Source organism: Micromonospora sp., assembly GCF_048594385.1.
In the GTDB taxonomy this organism is placed as follows: Bacteria; Actinomycetota; Actinomycetes; order Mycobacteriales; family Micromonosporaceae; genus Micromonospora; species Micromonospora wenchangensis.
Window position 1 is genome coordinate 1 of the sequence record NZ_JBMDWU010000448.1, and the last position, 13794, is coordinate 13794.

General features: G+C 73.9%; 13 protein-coding genes. 5 read left to right on the forward strand and 8 right to left on the reverse strand.

Features of this window, described 5'->3' with window-relative positions:
* Nucleotides 1-334: 334 nt before the first annotated feature.
* Nucleotides 335-1708: a HAMP domain-containing sensor histidine kinase gene (locus ACOJTC_RS24600; protein WP_420118670.1), complete on the reverse strand. Its 1374-nt coding sequence runs from the start codon at nucleotides 1706-1708 to the stop codon at nucleotides 335-337.
* 41 nt (nucleotides 1709-1749) lie between these two features.
* Nucleotides 1750-2406, reverse strand: coding sequence for a response regulator transcription factor (locus ACOJTC_RS24605; RefSeq protein ID WP_088642184.1), 657 nt, complete (start codon nucleotides 2404-2406; stop codon nucleotides 1750-1752).
* A gap of 95 nt (nucleotides 2407-2501) precedes the next feature.
* On the opposite strand from ACOJTC_RS24605, the gene ACOJTC_RS24610 reads away from it, so the two are divergent.
* Both ACOJTC_RS24610 and ACOJTC_RS24615 read left to right on the forward strand, forming a co-directional pair.
* Nucleotides 2502-3641, forward strand: coding sequence for a LolA family protein (locus ACOJTC_RS24610; protein ID WP_204924090.1), 1140 nt, complete (start codon nucleotides 2502-2504; stop codon nucleotides 3639-3641).
* Between the two features lie 173 nt (nucleotides 3642-3814).
* Nucleotides 3815-6175, forward strand: coding sequence for a HelD family protein (locus ACOJTC_RS24615; RefSeq protein ID WP_420118665.1), 2361 nt, complete (start codon nucleotides 3815-3817; stop codon nucleotides 6173-6175).
* Between the two features lie 66 nt (nucleotides 6176-6241).
* Here the strand turns inward: ACOJTC_RS24615 and ACOJTC_RS24620 are convergent, their stop codons facing one another.
* Nucleotides 6242-6649: a hypothetical protein gene (locus ACOJTC_RS24620; RefSeq protein WP_420118666.1), complete on the reverse strand. Its 408-nt coding sequence runs from the start codon at nucleotides 6647-6649 to the stop codon at nucleotides 6242-6244.
* A 397-nt stretch (nucleotides 6650-7046) separates the two neighbouring features.
* Between ACOJTC_RS24620 and ACOJTC_RS24625 the strand changes: the two genes are divergently transcribed.
* Nucleotides 7047-7331 carry a hypothetical protein gene (locus ACOJTC_RS24625; RefSeq protein WP_204924175.1) on the forward strand — a complete coding sequence of 95 codons (285 nt, stop codon included), beginning with the start codon at nucleotides 7047-7049 and terminating at the stop codon, nucleotides 7329-7331.
* A gap of 125 nt (nucleotides 7332-7456) precedes the next feature.
* Here ACOJTC_RS24625 and ACOJTC_RS24630 read toward each other — a convergent pair whose 3' ends face one another.
* The 3 genes from ACOJTC_RS24630 to ACOJTC_RS24640 form a co-directional block, all read right to left on the reverse strand.
* Nucleotides 7457-8443 (reverse strand): sporulation protein, encoded by a 987-nt coding sequence (locus ACOJTC_RS24630; RefSeq protein ID WP_357932512.1) that lies wholly within the window; start codon nucleotides 8441-8443, stop codon nucleotides 7457-7459.
* A 63-nt stretch (nucleotides 8444-8506) separates the two neighbouring features.
* The gene (locus ACOJTC_RS24635) at nucleotides 8507-9772 is read right to left on the reverse strand and encodes a Bcr/CflA family efflux MFS transporter (protein WP_204924086.1); all 1266 of its coding nucleotides are present in this window, start codon (nucleotides 9770-9772) and stop codon (nucleotides 8507-8509) included.
* A gap of 72 nt (nucleotides 9773-9844) precedes the next feature.
* Nucleotides 9845-10513, reverse strand: coding sequence for a TetR/AcrR family transcriptional regulator (locus ACOJTC_RS24640; protein ID WP_420118667.1), 669 nt, complete (start codon nucleotides 10511-10513; stop codon nucleotides 9845-9847).
* Between the two features lie 56 nt (nucleotides 10514-10569).
* On the opposite strand from ACOJTC_RS24640, the gene ACOJTC_RS24645 reads away from it, so the two are divergent.
* A complete protein-coding gene (locus ACOJTC_RS24645) occupies nucleotides 10570-11424 on the forward strand; it encodes an alpha/beta fold hydrolase (RefSeq protein ID WP_363657062.1) in 855 nt (284 codons plus the stop codon).
* A gap of 30 nt (nucleotides 11425-11454) precedes the next feature.
* Here ACOJTC_RS24645 and ACOJTC_RS24650 read toward each other — a convergent pair whose 3' ends face one another.
* Complete coding sequence (locus tag ACOJTC_RS24650) at nucleotides 11455-12375, reverse strand: alpha/beta fold hydrolase (protein WP_420118668.1); 921 nt, start codon at nucleotides 12373-12375, stop codon at nucleotides 11455-11457.
* A gap of 44 nt (nucleotides 12376-12419) precedes the next feature.
* Here ACOJTC_RS24650 and ACOJTC_RS24655 point away from each other — a divergent pair, with 44 nt between their 5' ends.
* Nucleotides 12420-13046 (forward strand): TetR/AcrR family transcriptional regulator, encoded by a 627-nt coding sequence (locus tag ACOJTC_RS24655; protein ID WP_420118669.1) that lies wholly within the window; start codon nucleotides 12420-12422, stop codon nucleotides 13044-13046.
* On the opposite strand, the gene ACOJTC_RS24660 is transcribed toward ACOJTC_RS24655, so the two are convergent.
* Entirely contained in the window at nucleotides 13033-13374 is a 342-nt protein-coding gene (locus tag ACOJTC_RS24660; protein WP_420118671.1) for a hypothetical protein, read from the reverse strand. The two genes, ACOJTC_RS24655 and ACOJTC_RS24660, sit on opposite strands and share 14 nt — an antisense overlap.
* Nucleotides 13375-13794: the final 420 nt, after the last annotated feature.

The following is a 13794-nucleotide window of genomic DNA, read 5'->3' on the forward strand; positions in this document are numbered from 1 at the left end:
TTTTTCACCATGTGTTTGGCCCCCCCCCCCCCCACCCCCCCCCCCAAACCTTGTTCACCCCCGCCCCCTCCACCCCCCCCGGTCGGGTGATCAAGAGGTTTGCGTCAGCCCGGGTAGGTGGGAGTGACGCGAACCTCTTGATCACCGCGGGCAGGCGGGGCACGCGGACGCACGGGGGCAGGGCACGCGGGCGCGCGGGCAGTCAGGGTGCCGCGGGTAGGTGGACCGCCGAGGCGAGCGGGACCACCGGGGCGGGCTGCTGCGATTGAGCGGGGGCCGCTGCGCCCGGGCGGGAGCGGGGGGGGGTTGGCGGGGGTGGCGTGGGGGGGGTGGGTCAGTCGGGGTCGGGTAGGAGCGGTAGGTGGAGTCGGACGGTCAGGCCGGGGTGCGCATCGTCGAGGGTGATGGTGCCGCCGCCCCGACGTACCAGCTCGCGCACGATGGCCAGGCCGAGTCCGGCACCGCCCGCGTCCCGGGCCCGACCCTCGTCCAGCCGGGCGAACCGGCGGAACACCCGCTCCCGGTCCGCGACCGGGATTCCCGGTCCGTCGTCGGTCACCGTCACCAGGTGGTACGCCCCGTCGGCCGCCGGTGCGACCGCCAGTACCACCCGGGTACGGGCGTGCCGGACCGCGTTGTCGACCAGGTTCCCCAGGACCCGCCGCAGTCCGTCGGGCACACCGACGGTCCACACCGCACCCGCCGCCGCGACGACGGTCACCTCCGGTGCCACCGCGGGACCCGTCCCGGCGGTCGGGCCGGGCCAGCGGGCGGCGACCTCGGTGAGCAGTGCGCCAAGCTCCACCGGCTCCGCCGCGCGGAGGTGGTCGACCTGGTGTGCCGGCTCCTCGTCGAGGCGGGCGAGCAGGAGCAGGTCGTCGACGAGCCGGCCCAGCCGTTCGGTGTCGGTGAGCAGGTCGGCGGCGACCGCCGGCCAGTCGGTACGGTCGCCGAGGCGCTGGGCCACCTCCAGTTCGGTACGCATGTTCGTCAACGGGCTGCGCAGTTCGTGTGCCGCGTCGGCGAGGAACGACCGTTGCCGGGCGCGGGCCGCCGCCAACCGGTCCAGCATGTCGTTGAGGGTGACCGCCAGCCGGTGGATCTCGTCCTGGGAGGCGGGTACGGGCAGCCGGCCGGCCGCGTCCCGCCCGGTGATCTCGGCGGCCCCGCTGCGTAGCGCCTCGACCGGGCGCAGGGTGGCCCCGACCACCCGCCAGGCGACCACCGCGAGCAGCCCCACCAGCAGCGGGAAGGCGACCAGCAGCACCGTACGGGCGGCCTGGGTGGCGTGCCTGACGTCCACCGTGGAGCGGCCCACCAGCACGGTCACCGGCTCCCCCGCCGACCGGGCGGGTACCGCCACCACGCGTACCGGCCCCTCCCAGCCGAGCCGTTGGCCGGGCACGACGGTGCGCTGCCGGCCGGTGCCGGTGAGCTGGTCGGGGCGGACCATCGGCACCAGCCGGTCGGCGTCGATGGAGGCGGCCCGGATCCGCCCGGCGGAGTCGACCACCTGGACCCGTAGCTGCCCACCGGCCACCGGCAGCGGATCGGGCAGCGCGTTCTCCCCGGCCAGCCGGGCGACCGCGTCGGCGGTGCGGAACGCCTCCTCGTCGACGGTGCGTTGCAGCGTCCAGCCGAGCGCCACCAGCAGCACCACCCCGCCGAGGGCCAGCCCGACCGACAGGCCGGCCACGCCGAGCACCATCAGCCGGGCCCGCAGCCCGAGCGCCGACCAGCGCAGCCGGCTCACGGGATCAGCCGGTAGCCGGCGCCCCGGACGGTCTCCAACCGGTCCCGGCCGATCTTGCGGCGTAGGTAGCCGACGTACACCTCGACGGCGTTCGGGGCGGTCCGCAGGCTGGCGTCCCAGACGTGGTCGAGCAGTTCGGTCTTGGAGATCACCTCGCCGGGGCGGCGGATCAGGTACTCCAGCAGCGCGAACTCCCGGGCGGTGAGCACCACCTCGGCGTCGGCCTTGGTGACCCGGCGGCGGGCCGGGTCCAGCCGCAGGTCCCCGACGGCGAGCACGGTCGGCCGTTCCGGTGCGCCCCGGCGCAGCAGCGCCCGCAGCCGGGCCACCAGCACCACGTACGAGAAGGGTTTGGTGAGGTAGTCGTCGGCCCCGCAGTCCAGCCCGTCGGCCTGGTCGTACTCGCCGTCCTTGGCGGAGAGCATCAGCACCGGCAGCCAGTGCTCGTCGGCGCGTAGCCGGCGGACCACCTCGTAGCCGGACAGGCCGGGAAGCATCACGTCGAGGATCATCGCGTCGTAGCCGCCGTGCCGGGCGGCGTCCAGCCCGGCCGGGCCGGTGCCGGCCGTGTCCACCACGAATCCCTCGGCTGTGAGGCCACGTTGCAACGCCGCCGCCAACCGGGCCTCGTCCTCCACCACCAGCACCCGCATCGTCCCAGCGTGCCACCTCGACGCGACGGACCGGCACGCCGTCCTCAGCGGGCTCACAGCAGCGAACCGGCAGGATGGTCGCAGGAGGTGCGCTCATGTCCGTACTGAAGAACCGTTCCACCTTGCGGTGGCTGGTGCCGCTGGCCGCCGCGGTCACCGTCGTCGGTGGGGGTGCCGCGATCGGCACGTTCGCCGCGAACGCCGAGCCGGCCCTGCCGCCGCGCAGCGCCGCCCAGCTCCTCGTCGACCTGCAGACCGCCCGGCTGGACGGGTTGTCCGGCACGGTGGTGCAGCGGGCCGACCTCGGTCTGCCGCCGCTGGCCGGGCTGGCCGGCGGGGACGCCGCGCTGCTCACCGGCACGCACACCCTGCGGGTCTGGTACTCGGGGCCGGACCGGCAGCGGGTCGCGTTGCTCGACACACTGGGCGAGCGGGACGTCATCCGTTCCGGTCGGGACGTGTGGACCTGGGACAGCAAGGCCAACACGGCGACGCACCGGACGCTGCCGGAGTCGACCGGGCGGGCGGCGGAGGGCGCGTTGCCGGTCACCCCGAAGGACGCCGCCGAGCAGGCGTTGGCCGCCGTCGACCCGAGCACGCTGGTGACCACCGGCCGGTCGGCCACGGTCGCCGGGCGGGACGCGTACGAACTGGTGCTCACCCCGCGTGACGAGGCGTCCCTGGTGCACCAGGTGCGGATCGCCATCGACGCGACGGAGCACGTGCCGCTGCGGTTCGAGGTGCTCGCCGACGGGGCCGACCGGCCGGCGTTCGAGGTGGCCTTCACCCAGGTCGACTACCGTCGCCCCGACGCCGACCAGTTCACGTTCAACCCGCCGCCCGGGGTGAAGGTGTCCGAGGAGACCACCGGCCGGCCGGGGTCGAAGGCCGGTCCGCACCGCAAGGACGGCAAGCCGGGCGCGCAGCGTCCGGGGGCCGAGGACGCGGGTCTGCGTACCGTGGGGACGGGCTGGACCACCGTGCTGGTGGCGCGGACCGGCGCGGCGGACGTGGCGCGGACGCCGGCCGGTGACGCGGCGAAGCCGGGTCCGGCCGACGGCCCCGGCGCGGCGCAGGCCCTCGACCTGCTCAACGGGTTGCCGAAGGTCAGCGGGGACTGGGGCAGCGGCCGGTTGTTCGCCGGGAAGCTGTTCAGCGTGCTGCTCACCGACGACGGGCGGGTGCTCGCCGGCCTGGTGACGCCGGAGCGGCTGTACGAGGCCGCGCGGGGCTGATCCCGCACGTCACGACCCTCGGGGGTCCGGGCCGGCTCGCGCCGGCGCGGGCCCCCGTCGCCGTGTCCGGCGTGGGTTCGGAGTCGTGTCCGGCAGGCTTGGTGGGGGGCCGCCGCAGGCGGTATCTTGAACAGTTCCCGAAATGCAAAAAGGAACGGCTGAAGAGCCATTCCATGCGTGATTCTAAGCGACGAGGAGACGGCTTGTCAACGCACCCGGACGAGCTGCGACAACACGACGACGAGATCGGCTGCGAGCAGGAGTACGTCTCGATGCTCTACGGCCGGCTGGACGCCATGCGTGAGCAGGCCGCCCGGCGGCTCACCGACGAGCTGCGCGCCGGTGGCGGCGGCACCCAGCAGGACCGCTCCCAACGCGACAGCGCCGTCCAGATGTACGCCGACCAGGTCGAGCAGTTCTCGGCGGTCGAGCAGGGGCTGGCCTTCGGCCGGCTCGACGGGGCCGACGGCAGCCGGCACTACATCGGCCGGATCGGCATCTTCGACACCGACGGCGACTACGACCCGCTGCTGATGGACTGGCGTGCCCCCGCCGCCCGGCCGTTCTATCTCGCCACCGCCGCCAACCCGCAGGGCATCCGGATGCGGCGGCACCTGCGCACCCGCGAGCGGAAGGTCACCGGCCTCAACGACGAGGTGCTGGACATCGAGACCGCCTCCCCCACCGGCCACGAGGAACTGACCGGTGAGGCGTCGCTGCTCGCCGCGCTCAGCGCCGGCCGGACCGGCCGGATGCGGGACATCGTGGAGACCATCCAGGCCGAACAGGACCGGATCATCCGGGCCGACCTGCCCGGCGTGCTGGTCGTGCAGGGCGGCCCCGGCACCGGCAAGACGGCGGTCGCGCTGCACCGCGCCGCGTACCTGCTCTACACCCACCGGCAGCAGCTCTCCACCCGGGGCGTGCTGCTGGTCGGGCCGAACGCGACGTTCCTGCGCTACATCTCGCAGGTGCTGCCGACGCTGGCCGAGACGGGTGTGCTGCTCAGCACCCCCGGCGACCTGTTCCCCGGGGTCACCGCCCGGCGCGCCGAACCGGCCCGGACCGCCGCCCTCAAGGGCCGGGCGGTGCTGGCCGAGGTGCTCGCCGCCGCCGTCCGGGACCGGCAGTGGGTGCCGGACGAGCCGATCGAGATCGAACTGCCCCAGCGGGAGGTGCTGCGACTGGACCCGGAGACGGTACGCCAGGCCCGCGACCGGGTCCGGCGTACCGACCGACCGCACAACCTGGCCCGCGCCCTGTTCGACATCGAGATCGTGCACGCCCTCGCCGACCAGGTCGCCGAACGGATCGGGGCGGACCCGCTCGGCGGGGACAACCTGCTGGAGGAGGCGGACCGGGCCGAGATCCGTCGGGAGCTGCGCGAGGAACCGGAGATCACCGCCGTCCTGGACGAGCTGTGGCCGGTGCTCACCCCGCAACGGCTGCTCGCCGACCTGTACGCCGCGCCCGAGCGGATCGCGGCCGCCGCGCCGATGCTCACCGACGACGAACGTGCCCTGCTGCACCGCGCACCCGGCGGTGGCTGGACGCCGGCCGACGTGCCGCTGCTCGACGAGGCCGCCGAGCTGCTCGGCGAGGACGAGCGGGCCGCCGCCGCCCGCCGGGAACGCATCAGGTCCTTCCAACGCGAGTACGCCGAGGGCGTGCTGGAGATCGCCAGGGGTTCCCGTTCGATCGACGTCGAGGACGAGGCCGAAGGCGGTGAGATCCTCGGCGTCACCGACCTGATCGACGCCGATCGGCTGCTGGAACGGCAGGAGGAGACCGACCGGCTGACCACCGCGCAGCGGGCCGCCGCCGACCGGGGGTGGGCGTTCGGGCACGTGATCGTGGACGAGGCGCAGGAGTTGACCCCGATGGCCTGGCGGCTGCTGATGCGCCGCTGCCCGAGCCGGTCGATGACGATCGTCGGGGACGTGGCGCAGACCGGGGCGCTGGCCGGCACCCCGTCCTGGGGCGAGGCGTTGGAGCCGTACGTGGCGCGGCGCTGGCGGTTGGAGGAGCTGACCGTCAGCTACCGCACCCCGGCCGAGATCATGGCGGTGGCCGCCGAGGTGCTCGCCGGGATCGACCCGGAGCTGCGCCCGCCCCGCTCGGTACGCCACAGCGGCGTGAAGCCGTGGGACCGTACGGTCACGGCGGACCGGCTCGGCGCGGAACTGGTCGCGGCGGCCCGTGCGGAGGCCGCCGACCTGGCCGGTGGCGACGGGGACGGCCACCCCGGCGACGGCGGGGGCCGGCTCGGGGTGATCGTGCCGGCCGGGCGGGCCGACGAGTTGGCGGGCGTCGTGCTGGCCGCGATGCCCGAGGTGGCCGTGGGCGAGCAGCCCGAGTTGGAGAGCCGGGTGGTGCTGCTCACCGTCGGCCAGGCCAAGGGGCTGGAGTTCGACTCGGTGCTGGTGGTCGACCCGGACGGGATCGTCGCCGAGTCGCCCCGGGGCCGCAGCGACCTCTACGTCGCGTTGACCCGCGCCACCCGACGCCTGGGCGTGCTGCGCCCGGCCGGCTGACAGTGCGGCCGGGTCGGGGGGCGGGCCCCTCCGACCCGGCCGCCGGGGCGTCGGCGGCGGCCGGCGTCAGTCGTCGGAGAAGTCGCCGATCTCGACGGCACTGGCGGACTGGTCGCTGACCGGGCCACCGGTCGGGGTGCTCAGGCCACCGGTGGTGGCGTCGCCGGTGGTGGTCGGGGCGACCGTGCCCGGATGCCGTTCGGGTTGCCGGGCCACCCGCCGGACGCTGGCCGGCCCGGCGGTGCCTCCGGTGGTGGTGACCGCGCCCTGACCCCGGGTGGGGCCGCCGTCGCGCAGCACCTCCGGGTCGACCGGCACGTCGGCCACGTCGTCCGGGTCGTTCTCCTGTAGTGCCCGGGTCACGTCGATCTGGGGCACGGTCACCTCGTCGAGGGCGCCGGGACCGTACGCCCCGGCGGTGAGCCGGTCCTCGGCCTGGCGGGTGGACTCCCGCATCCTGTCGTCGTCGCGCACGTTCCTCACCTCACAGGGTGTCGGTGGAACCCACTGCGTGCCCGGGGGCCCGACCACCAAACACCACGCCCTTTGCCAGCCGACACCACCGCTCTTTGCCGGCCGGGGCGGCGCGTACCACGGTCGGGGCACCGGGCTGCGGACCCGGCGGGCGGCGGATTTTCGGCCGGAGGCCGGTGTTACCTGCTCCGGGTCGGGGGGTAGACCCAGGGTGCCCCCGCCACAGCAGGTGAACCGTGCCGTGGCCGACCGCGGTAGCGGGGCGAGGGAGTGCAGGTACTCATCAAATCCTGAGGAGGACCAGATGAGCACGCAGGCTGCATCCACCAGGCCCATGAACCGGCCGATGCAGGACACCGCCCAGCGCAACGCCATGATGAACGACCAGACCCGGCAGATGCCGATGATGCACGACGGGCACCGGGAAGCGATGCCGTCTCCGGGTACGGAGACCAAGCAGTCGTTCCTGACCACCGAGTTCTGGGTCTACGCCGCCGCCGTCGCGGTCGTGGTGATCTCCGCCTTCTGGCGTGGCACCACCACGAACGGCCTGAACATCAACAACCCGACGCAGGCGTGGTGGTTCCTGACCGCCCTGACCGGCGCCTACCTGGTGAGCCGGGGCCTGGCGAAGGCGGGTTCGGCGCGGCGTTCCGGCGCGGAGCGCAAGGGTCGTCGCTGACACGGCTGACCCGAGCAGCGTGAGCTGCTGAGCACGATGGCCCCCCGGGACTACTCCCGGGGGGCCATCGCTGGTCCGCGTCGGCCGCCGCACGGCGGCCCGCCGACGTCGGGCGCGGTCTCAGCTCACTCGTCGTCGCCGAAGTCGCCGCCGTCGTCGTCGCCCTCGAAGGCGTCGTCGAGCAGTTCACCGGCGACGAGTCCACCGGCGACACCGAGCGCCGCGCCGGCCACCACGCCGCCCATCCCCGGCCCCCGGCCGTGGTGACCGTGGCCGTGGCCGTGCATGGGGTAGCCGTGGGTGGGGGCGCCGAAGCCGGAGGAGGCGCGCAGGTTGCCGTACGTGGCGGTGGTCTCGCGCAGCCAGCCGTCGACGACCCGGACCCAGTCGACGCGGTCGACGTCGCCGTGGGACACGGTGTACCTGCCGAACACGTCGTGCCCGGAGCTGAGGAAACCGCCCCGCTTGTCGCACTCCAGCACCACCTCGACGCCGTGCGGGCTGGTCACGAAGGTCAGCTCCACCTCGGAGATGGCCTGCGCGTACTGGGGTGCGGCGAAGAACTCGATCTCCTGGTAGAACGGCAGCGTCTGCTGCGAGCCCCGAATGTGGCCCCGCTCCAGGTCGGCGTGCTTGAACCGGAACCCGAGCTGCTGGAACGCGCCGAGGATGTGCTCGTGCACCGGCAGCGGGTGCACGTTGACCTGGTCGAGGTCGCTCTTGTCGACGGCGCGGGCGATCGCCAGCTCGGTCCGCAGCCCCATGGTCATGCCGTGCAGGCGCTGGCCGTAGACGTCGGTGATCGGGGTCTCCCACGGCACCGGGAACTGGAACGGGATGGCGAGCTGCTGCTTGGGGGCGAGCTGGAGCGGGCCGCTGACCACCATCCGGTGGAACTCCATGACGCCTGCGTACTCGCTGTCGCCGCCCTCGATCTCGACCCGGGTGACCAGGCCGATGCCGATCTGCTCGATGTTGGCGGGGGCGTCCCCGCCGACCAGGTTCACGTTGCCGTCGAGGGTCAGGCCGGGCCGGGTGTTCGGGTTGGCCAGGACGGTGTCGACGCTGGGCCCGCCGACCCCGAACGCGCTCAGCATCTTCTTGAAGACCATCGGAACTCCCGCTTCACGGTCGGCGCACTCCACCGTGGAGCACGCACGGTTACCCGGCGCACCCTAACCGCCAGGACTGTGAAGTGCCTGAAAGGACGCACCGGGGCGGGTCAGCAGCACCAGCACCACGCAGGCCGCCACGAAGAAGACCGCCATGGCCGAGGCCATGGGCAGCAGGGTGGCGTACCCGAGGAGACCGGTGAGTGGCGTGACCAGCGCGCCGGCGAGGAAACCCAGGCCACCCTGGAGCGCCGCGGTGGTGCCGGCGGAACGCCGGCCGGCCTCCTGGGCCAGCGCGGTGCTGGCCGGGAGGGTCAGGCCCATGCCGGCGACCACCACGGCGAGCAGCGTCCACGGCACGGCCAGCGGCCCCCCGGCCCGCCGGTCGACCAGGGCGACGACCAGCAGCACGAGGGTGGCCACCGTGGACGCGGCGAGCCCGGCGGCCCGTAGCCGGCCGGCGCCGAGCCGCCTGACCAGTACCCGGAACAGCAGCCCGGCGGCGGCCATGCCGGCGGCGTTGGTGGCGAAGATGAGGGTGTAGCGGGACTCGTCCACCCGATAGGCGGTCTGGAAGACGAACGCCGAGCCGCCGATGTAGGTGAAGAACCCGGCGATGGCCAGGCAGAGCACGATCAGGTTGGTGAGCACCGTCCGGTCCCGCAGCAGCCCGGCCATCCGGGCCAGCGCCGCACGTGGGCCGCCGTCGTGCCGGCGGTGCGTGGGCAGCGTCTCCGGCAGGCCGACCAGCGCGGCCACCGCCATCGCCGCCCCCAGCCCGGTGAGGGCGAGGAAGACGGTACGCCAGGTGCCGTGGTCGAGGATCACCCCGCCGACCGCCGGTGCCAGCACCGGGCCGAGAAACGTCACCGAGGCGATGCTGCCGAACCGGGCGGCGGCCTGGCCGCCCTGCCACGCGTCGGTCACCATCGCCCGGCCGAGCGCCACCCCGGTGCCGGCCGCGATCCCCTGCCCGAGCCGGGCGAGCACCAGCACCCCGGCGGTCGGGGCGGCGGCGCAGAGCAGCGACAGCAGGGCGAAACTCACGGTGCTCACCAGGACGATGCCGCGCCGGCCCCGGCTGTCGCTGACCGGGCCGAGCAGGAGCTGACCGGCGGCCACACCGATGATGAACGCGGTCAGGGTCAGCTGCGCCATGGTGGCGCTGGTGTCCAGGGAGCGCCGCAGTTCGGGCAGGGCCGCGATGTACGCGTCGGTGGCGAACGGCCCCACCCCGGTCAACAGCACCAGCGCGGCCATGGACGGCCTACCCGCCACCCGGCCGGGTCGGTGCGACCCGGACGGCGTCTTCACCTGCGCAGGGGTCACCCATGGACCGTAGTCCCGTGACCGGGCGGGCGCAGGGTTGTGGTGTCGGGCCGCCATCAGGCGCGTCCGGGCCTATCCGGCGTCGTCGACGAGCAGGCCGCGCAGGACGCCGCGTACCGTCGCTTCGAAGAGGTCGCGGGGCGCGGACGGTGACGGGTCGGTCATGGCGGCGACCAGGTTCGGGTAGGCCGCCAGGTCGGTGCCGGCGAAGCCGACCGGCGGCGCGGCGGTCTCCTGCCGGGCGAACAGCGACGTCACCCCGGTCATCATGGCGATCGCCTCGAACTTGGTGGTGGTCGCGGCCGGGACCGGCCGCAGGACGGCCAGGCAGTGGTCGAACCAGGCCAGGCTCTGCGGGCCGGGGGCGGTCGGCCGGGGCAGGATCTCCACCAGCCAGGGGTGCCGGCGGTAGAGGTCGAGTTGCCGCCGGGCGAGGCGCAGCATGGTGTCGAGCCAGTCGTCGCCGGCTTCCGGGTAGGGGCGCAGCTCCCCCGCGGCCCGGTCGACCATCAGGTCGAGCAGGTCGTCGCGGGAGGACAGGTAGCGGTAGAGCGAGCCGGCGCCGGTGTGCAGCGCGGCGGCGACCGCCCGCATGGAGACCGCGCCGATGCCGTCGGCGTCGGCCGTCGCGATCGCGGCGGCCACGATCTCGTCCCGGGAGTGCGAGGGCGCGGGACCGCGCTGCCCCCGGGCGGGCCGGGACCAGATCGGCGGACGCGCTGGCTCGTCGGGTGAGGTCACCGCTACACTCTAAAACTGCAAACGCCGTTCGCGGTTTCGATGTCGGGGAGGACGAGATGGAACAGCACTGGACCGTGCAGCGGGTACCGGCGGCCGACGACGCCGAGATCGTGCTCCACTCCACCGGCAGCGGGCCGGGCATCATCGTGGTGCACGGCGGCGGCGTCACCATCGGCATCTACCGCCGGTTGGCCCTGCGGCTGGCCGACCGGTTCACCGTGCACCTCTACAACCGTCGCGGGCGGGACGATGCGGCGGCCCGCGCCGAGCCCTACGACGGCGAGCAGGACGTCGACGACCTCGCCGCGCTGCTGACCGCCACCGGGGTCGGCAACGTGCTCGGCCACAGCGGCGGCGGCTTCGTGGCCCTGCGCGCCGCCGCCCGGGGGTTGCCGATCGACCGGCTCGCCCTCTACGACCCGGCGGTGCAGGTCAACGGCCTGTTCCCGCTCGACTGGGTGCCCGCCGCCCGCGCGGCGGCACATGCGGGCGACATCGCCCGCGCCATGGCGATCACCGGGGCCGGCCTCAACACCCAGTCGGCCACGTCGCGCCTGCCACTGGCCGTCCAGGTGGCCATCTGCCGGCTGTTCCTGCGTACGCCGATCGGGCGCGGCATGGGCGAACTGCTGCCGACCACCCTCGACGAGAGCGCGCTGATCCAGCACCACGACAGCCCGCCGCAGCGGTGGGCCGGCATCACCGCCGAGGTGCTGCTGGCCTGCGGCGGTAGCGGCCCGCCCTACTACCGGCCGATCACCGAGGCGCTGGCCGGGGCGCTGCCGCACGCCCGCACGCTGGTGGTGCCGCGCGCCGGTCACGACGCGCTCAACCGGGCCCCGCAGCACCTGGTCGACGCGCTCGCCGACTTCTTCACCACCCCGGTCACCTCGCAGCGGGCCCGCTCCTGACCAGCCGGCGGACAGGCCGGTGGGCCGGACTCAGCCCTGCGACACGGCCGGCGTCGGCCCACCACCGAGGAAGCCCGTCAGGATCTCGGTGAACCGCGCCGGCTGCTCCTCGGCTGCGTAGTGGCCGCAGTCGTCGATGACCGCCTCGGTGACGTCGTCGGCGGCCAGGCGCATCGTCCGGGCGACAAGCGCGCCACTGTAGAGCGCGCCGCCGATGGCGAGCACCGGCAGCGTCAGCCGGGTCTTCGCCCGCTGTTCGTTCTGCGCGATCGTCTCGTCCAGCGCCCGGTAGTAGCCGAAGCTGGCCCGCAGCCCGCGCGGGTCCGCGACGATCGCGTCGACGTAGACGTCGACGGCGTACGCGGGGATGGTGGTCGGGGTGGCGGCCTTCGTGGCGAACTGGTAGCCGAAGAACAGCCGCTCCCGGCCCCGGACCAGCGCCTCACTGAGATCGTCGAGCCGGTTGAAGCCGAAGTGCCAGAACCGCTGGCTGACCTCGGCCGGGCTGAAGAACGGCGGGGTCGGCGTGAGGCCGGGGATGATCGCGTCGACGACGGCGAGCCGGCCCACCCGCCCGGGGTGGTCGGCGGCGAGGGCGTAGCCGGTCCACATGCCGATGTCGTGGCCGACCACGTCGAACCGGTCGTGTCCGAGGGCGGCCATCAGGGCGACGAGGTCGGCGGCCAGCGTGCCGGCGTCGCACCCGTCGTCGGGCTTGTCGGAGAGGCCGGTCCCGCGCTGGTCGACGGCGACGACGGTGTGCGTACGGGCGAGGGCGGGCATCACCTCACGCCAGGCGTACCAGGTCTGCGGCCACCCGCCGACCAGTAGCAGCGGTGGGCCGTCCCCGCCGGTGACGGCGTGCAGCCGCAGCCCGTCCAGCTCGACGAGCCGGCTGGAGAAGACGTCGGTGAAGCCGTCGGGCAGCCGCAGCGCATCCAAGGTTGTCATGCCGGCGACCATACTCATCTTGGAACGATCGATACAAGATGGGTATGCTGACGATTATGGCGGGCCGCAAGCAGTTCGACGTGGACGAGGCGTTACGACGTGCGATGCACGTCTTCTGGCGCTGGGGCTACTCGGAGGCCTCCATCGACCGCCTCACCGAGGGCACCGGCCTGGGCCGCAGCTCGCTCTACGGCACCTTCGGCGACAAGAGCGCCCTGTTCCGCAGCAGCCTCCAGCTCTACACGCAGACCTACCACCCGCTGTACGACCAGGCACTGCGCGGCCCCCACCCGGACCCGGGCGCCGTGGTGGCCGCCTTCCTGCGGGTCACCCTGAACCGCATCGCCGACCCGACGGTGCCGGACGGTTGCCTGGTCACCGTGTCGGCCACACAGTTCCCGGCCCTCGACGAGGAGGGCCGGGCGATGGTCCGCGCCGTGATCGACGGCCTGCGGGCGATGCTGGAGCAGGCGTTGCTGACGGCGGGGGCCGGTGATCGGGAGGCGTCCGAACTCGCGTTGTGCACACTGGCGACGAACAAGTCCCTGGCGGTGCTGAGCCGCGCCGGCTTCTCCGGTGAAGAGCTGGCCACCGTCGCCGCAGCCGCCGCCCGCCCCCGGGGACCAGCTGTGCCGGCTACGCCGACCCCGCCGGCCCTCACCGACCGGTGAGCACCGGCGACGTGATCACCGACAACTCCAGCGCGGCCGGCAACGCCGCCACACCCGGACCACCGGCCCGAACCCAGGCGACCAGATCAGCCACCACGGCGTCGTCGGCGACAAGCCCGAACCAGACCGGCCGCGCACCGTGACGCCGCGCGGCCGCACTGGGCTGCACCACCATCACGTTGGACTGCGCGCACACGTCCAGGCAAAGACTGGTCCGCACCCGATGATCCGGCTCCAGAGCCTCTCGTAGACCGTCGAGCTGCGCGTCGTGATCGACCGTCGGATGCTTGGTCCGGCTGCCGCAGCAACAGTCCCGGCACACCGTCACCAGGCAACCCTCGGCCACACCGGTCCTCCCCGTCGCGCCTCTCACCACGGTAACCGCAGCTCCGCCACCACTGAGATCACCAGTGTCGCTGCGGGTGATCCCCACGGGCGCCCACGGGGCTGACGCCGGACCTGGGGTCCGCTTCGGGTTCGGCCCACATGCCGTTGTAACCGACTTTCCGCTGACTGGTCTTGCGTGCACCCTCCCCGACGGCTGCAATCCTGCCAACCCCACCCGCCCCCGAGAGCGGTCAACGCGTCCAGAAGGTCGCCGGAAGGGCTTCGACGTCGGTCGCGGACCGTTCGAGCAGTGCCGCGATGGGCAGCAGAGCGGTCGCCGCCGCGGCCCCCGCCGCGGGCCCGGGGCCGCTCACCACCCCCGGCCGCCCGGCCCGCCGCGGCCCCCCGGCGGCCCACCCCC

Bases quoted from the DNA above. Each gene is read 5' to 3' on its own strand.
- ACOJTC_RS24655 (WP_420118669.1), top strand. From the start codon at position 12,420: ATGCTGACGATTATGGCGGGCCGCAAGCAGTTCGACGTGGACGAGGCG.
- ACOJTC_RS24600 (WP_420118670.1), bottom strand. From the start codon at position 1,708: ATGGTGCTCGGCGTGGCCGGCCTGTCGGTCGGGCTGGCCCTCGGCGGG.
- ACOJTC_RS24610 (WP_204924090.1), top strand. From the start codon at position 2,502: ATGTCCGTACTGAAGAACCGTTCCACCTTGCGGTGGCTGGTGCCGCTG.
- ACOJTC_RS24615 (WP_420118665.1), top strand. From the start codon at position 3,815: ATGCGTGATTCTAAGCGACGAGGAGACGGCTTGTCAACGCACCCGGAC.
- ACOJTC_RS24605 (WP_088642184.1), bottom strand. From the start codon at position 2,406: ATGCGGGTGCTGGTGGTGGAGGACGAGGCCCGGTTGGCGGCGGCGTTG.
- ACOJTC_RS24630 (WP_357932512.1), bottom strand. From the start codon at position 8,443: ATGGTCTTCAAGAAGATGCTGAGCGCGTTCGGGGTCGGCGGGCCCAGC.
- ACOJTC_RS24645 (WP_363657062.1), top strand. From the start codon at position 10,570: ATGGAACAGCACTGGACCGTGCAGCGGGTACCGGCGGCCGACGACGCC.
- ACOJTC_RS24625 (WP_204924175.1), top strand. From the start codon at position 7,047: ATGCCGATGATGCACGACGGGCACCGGGAAGCGATGCCGTCTCCGGGT.
- ACOJTC_RS24650 (WP_420118668.1), bottom strand. From the start codon at position 12,375: ATGACAACCTTGGATGCGCTGCGGCTGCCCGACGGCTTCACCGACGTC.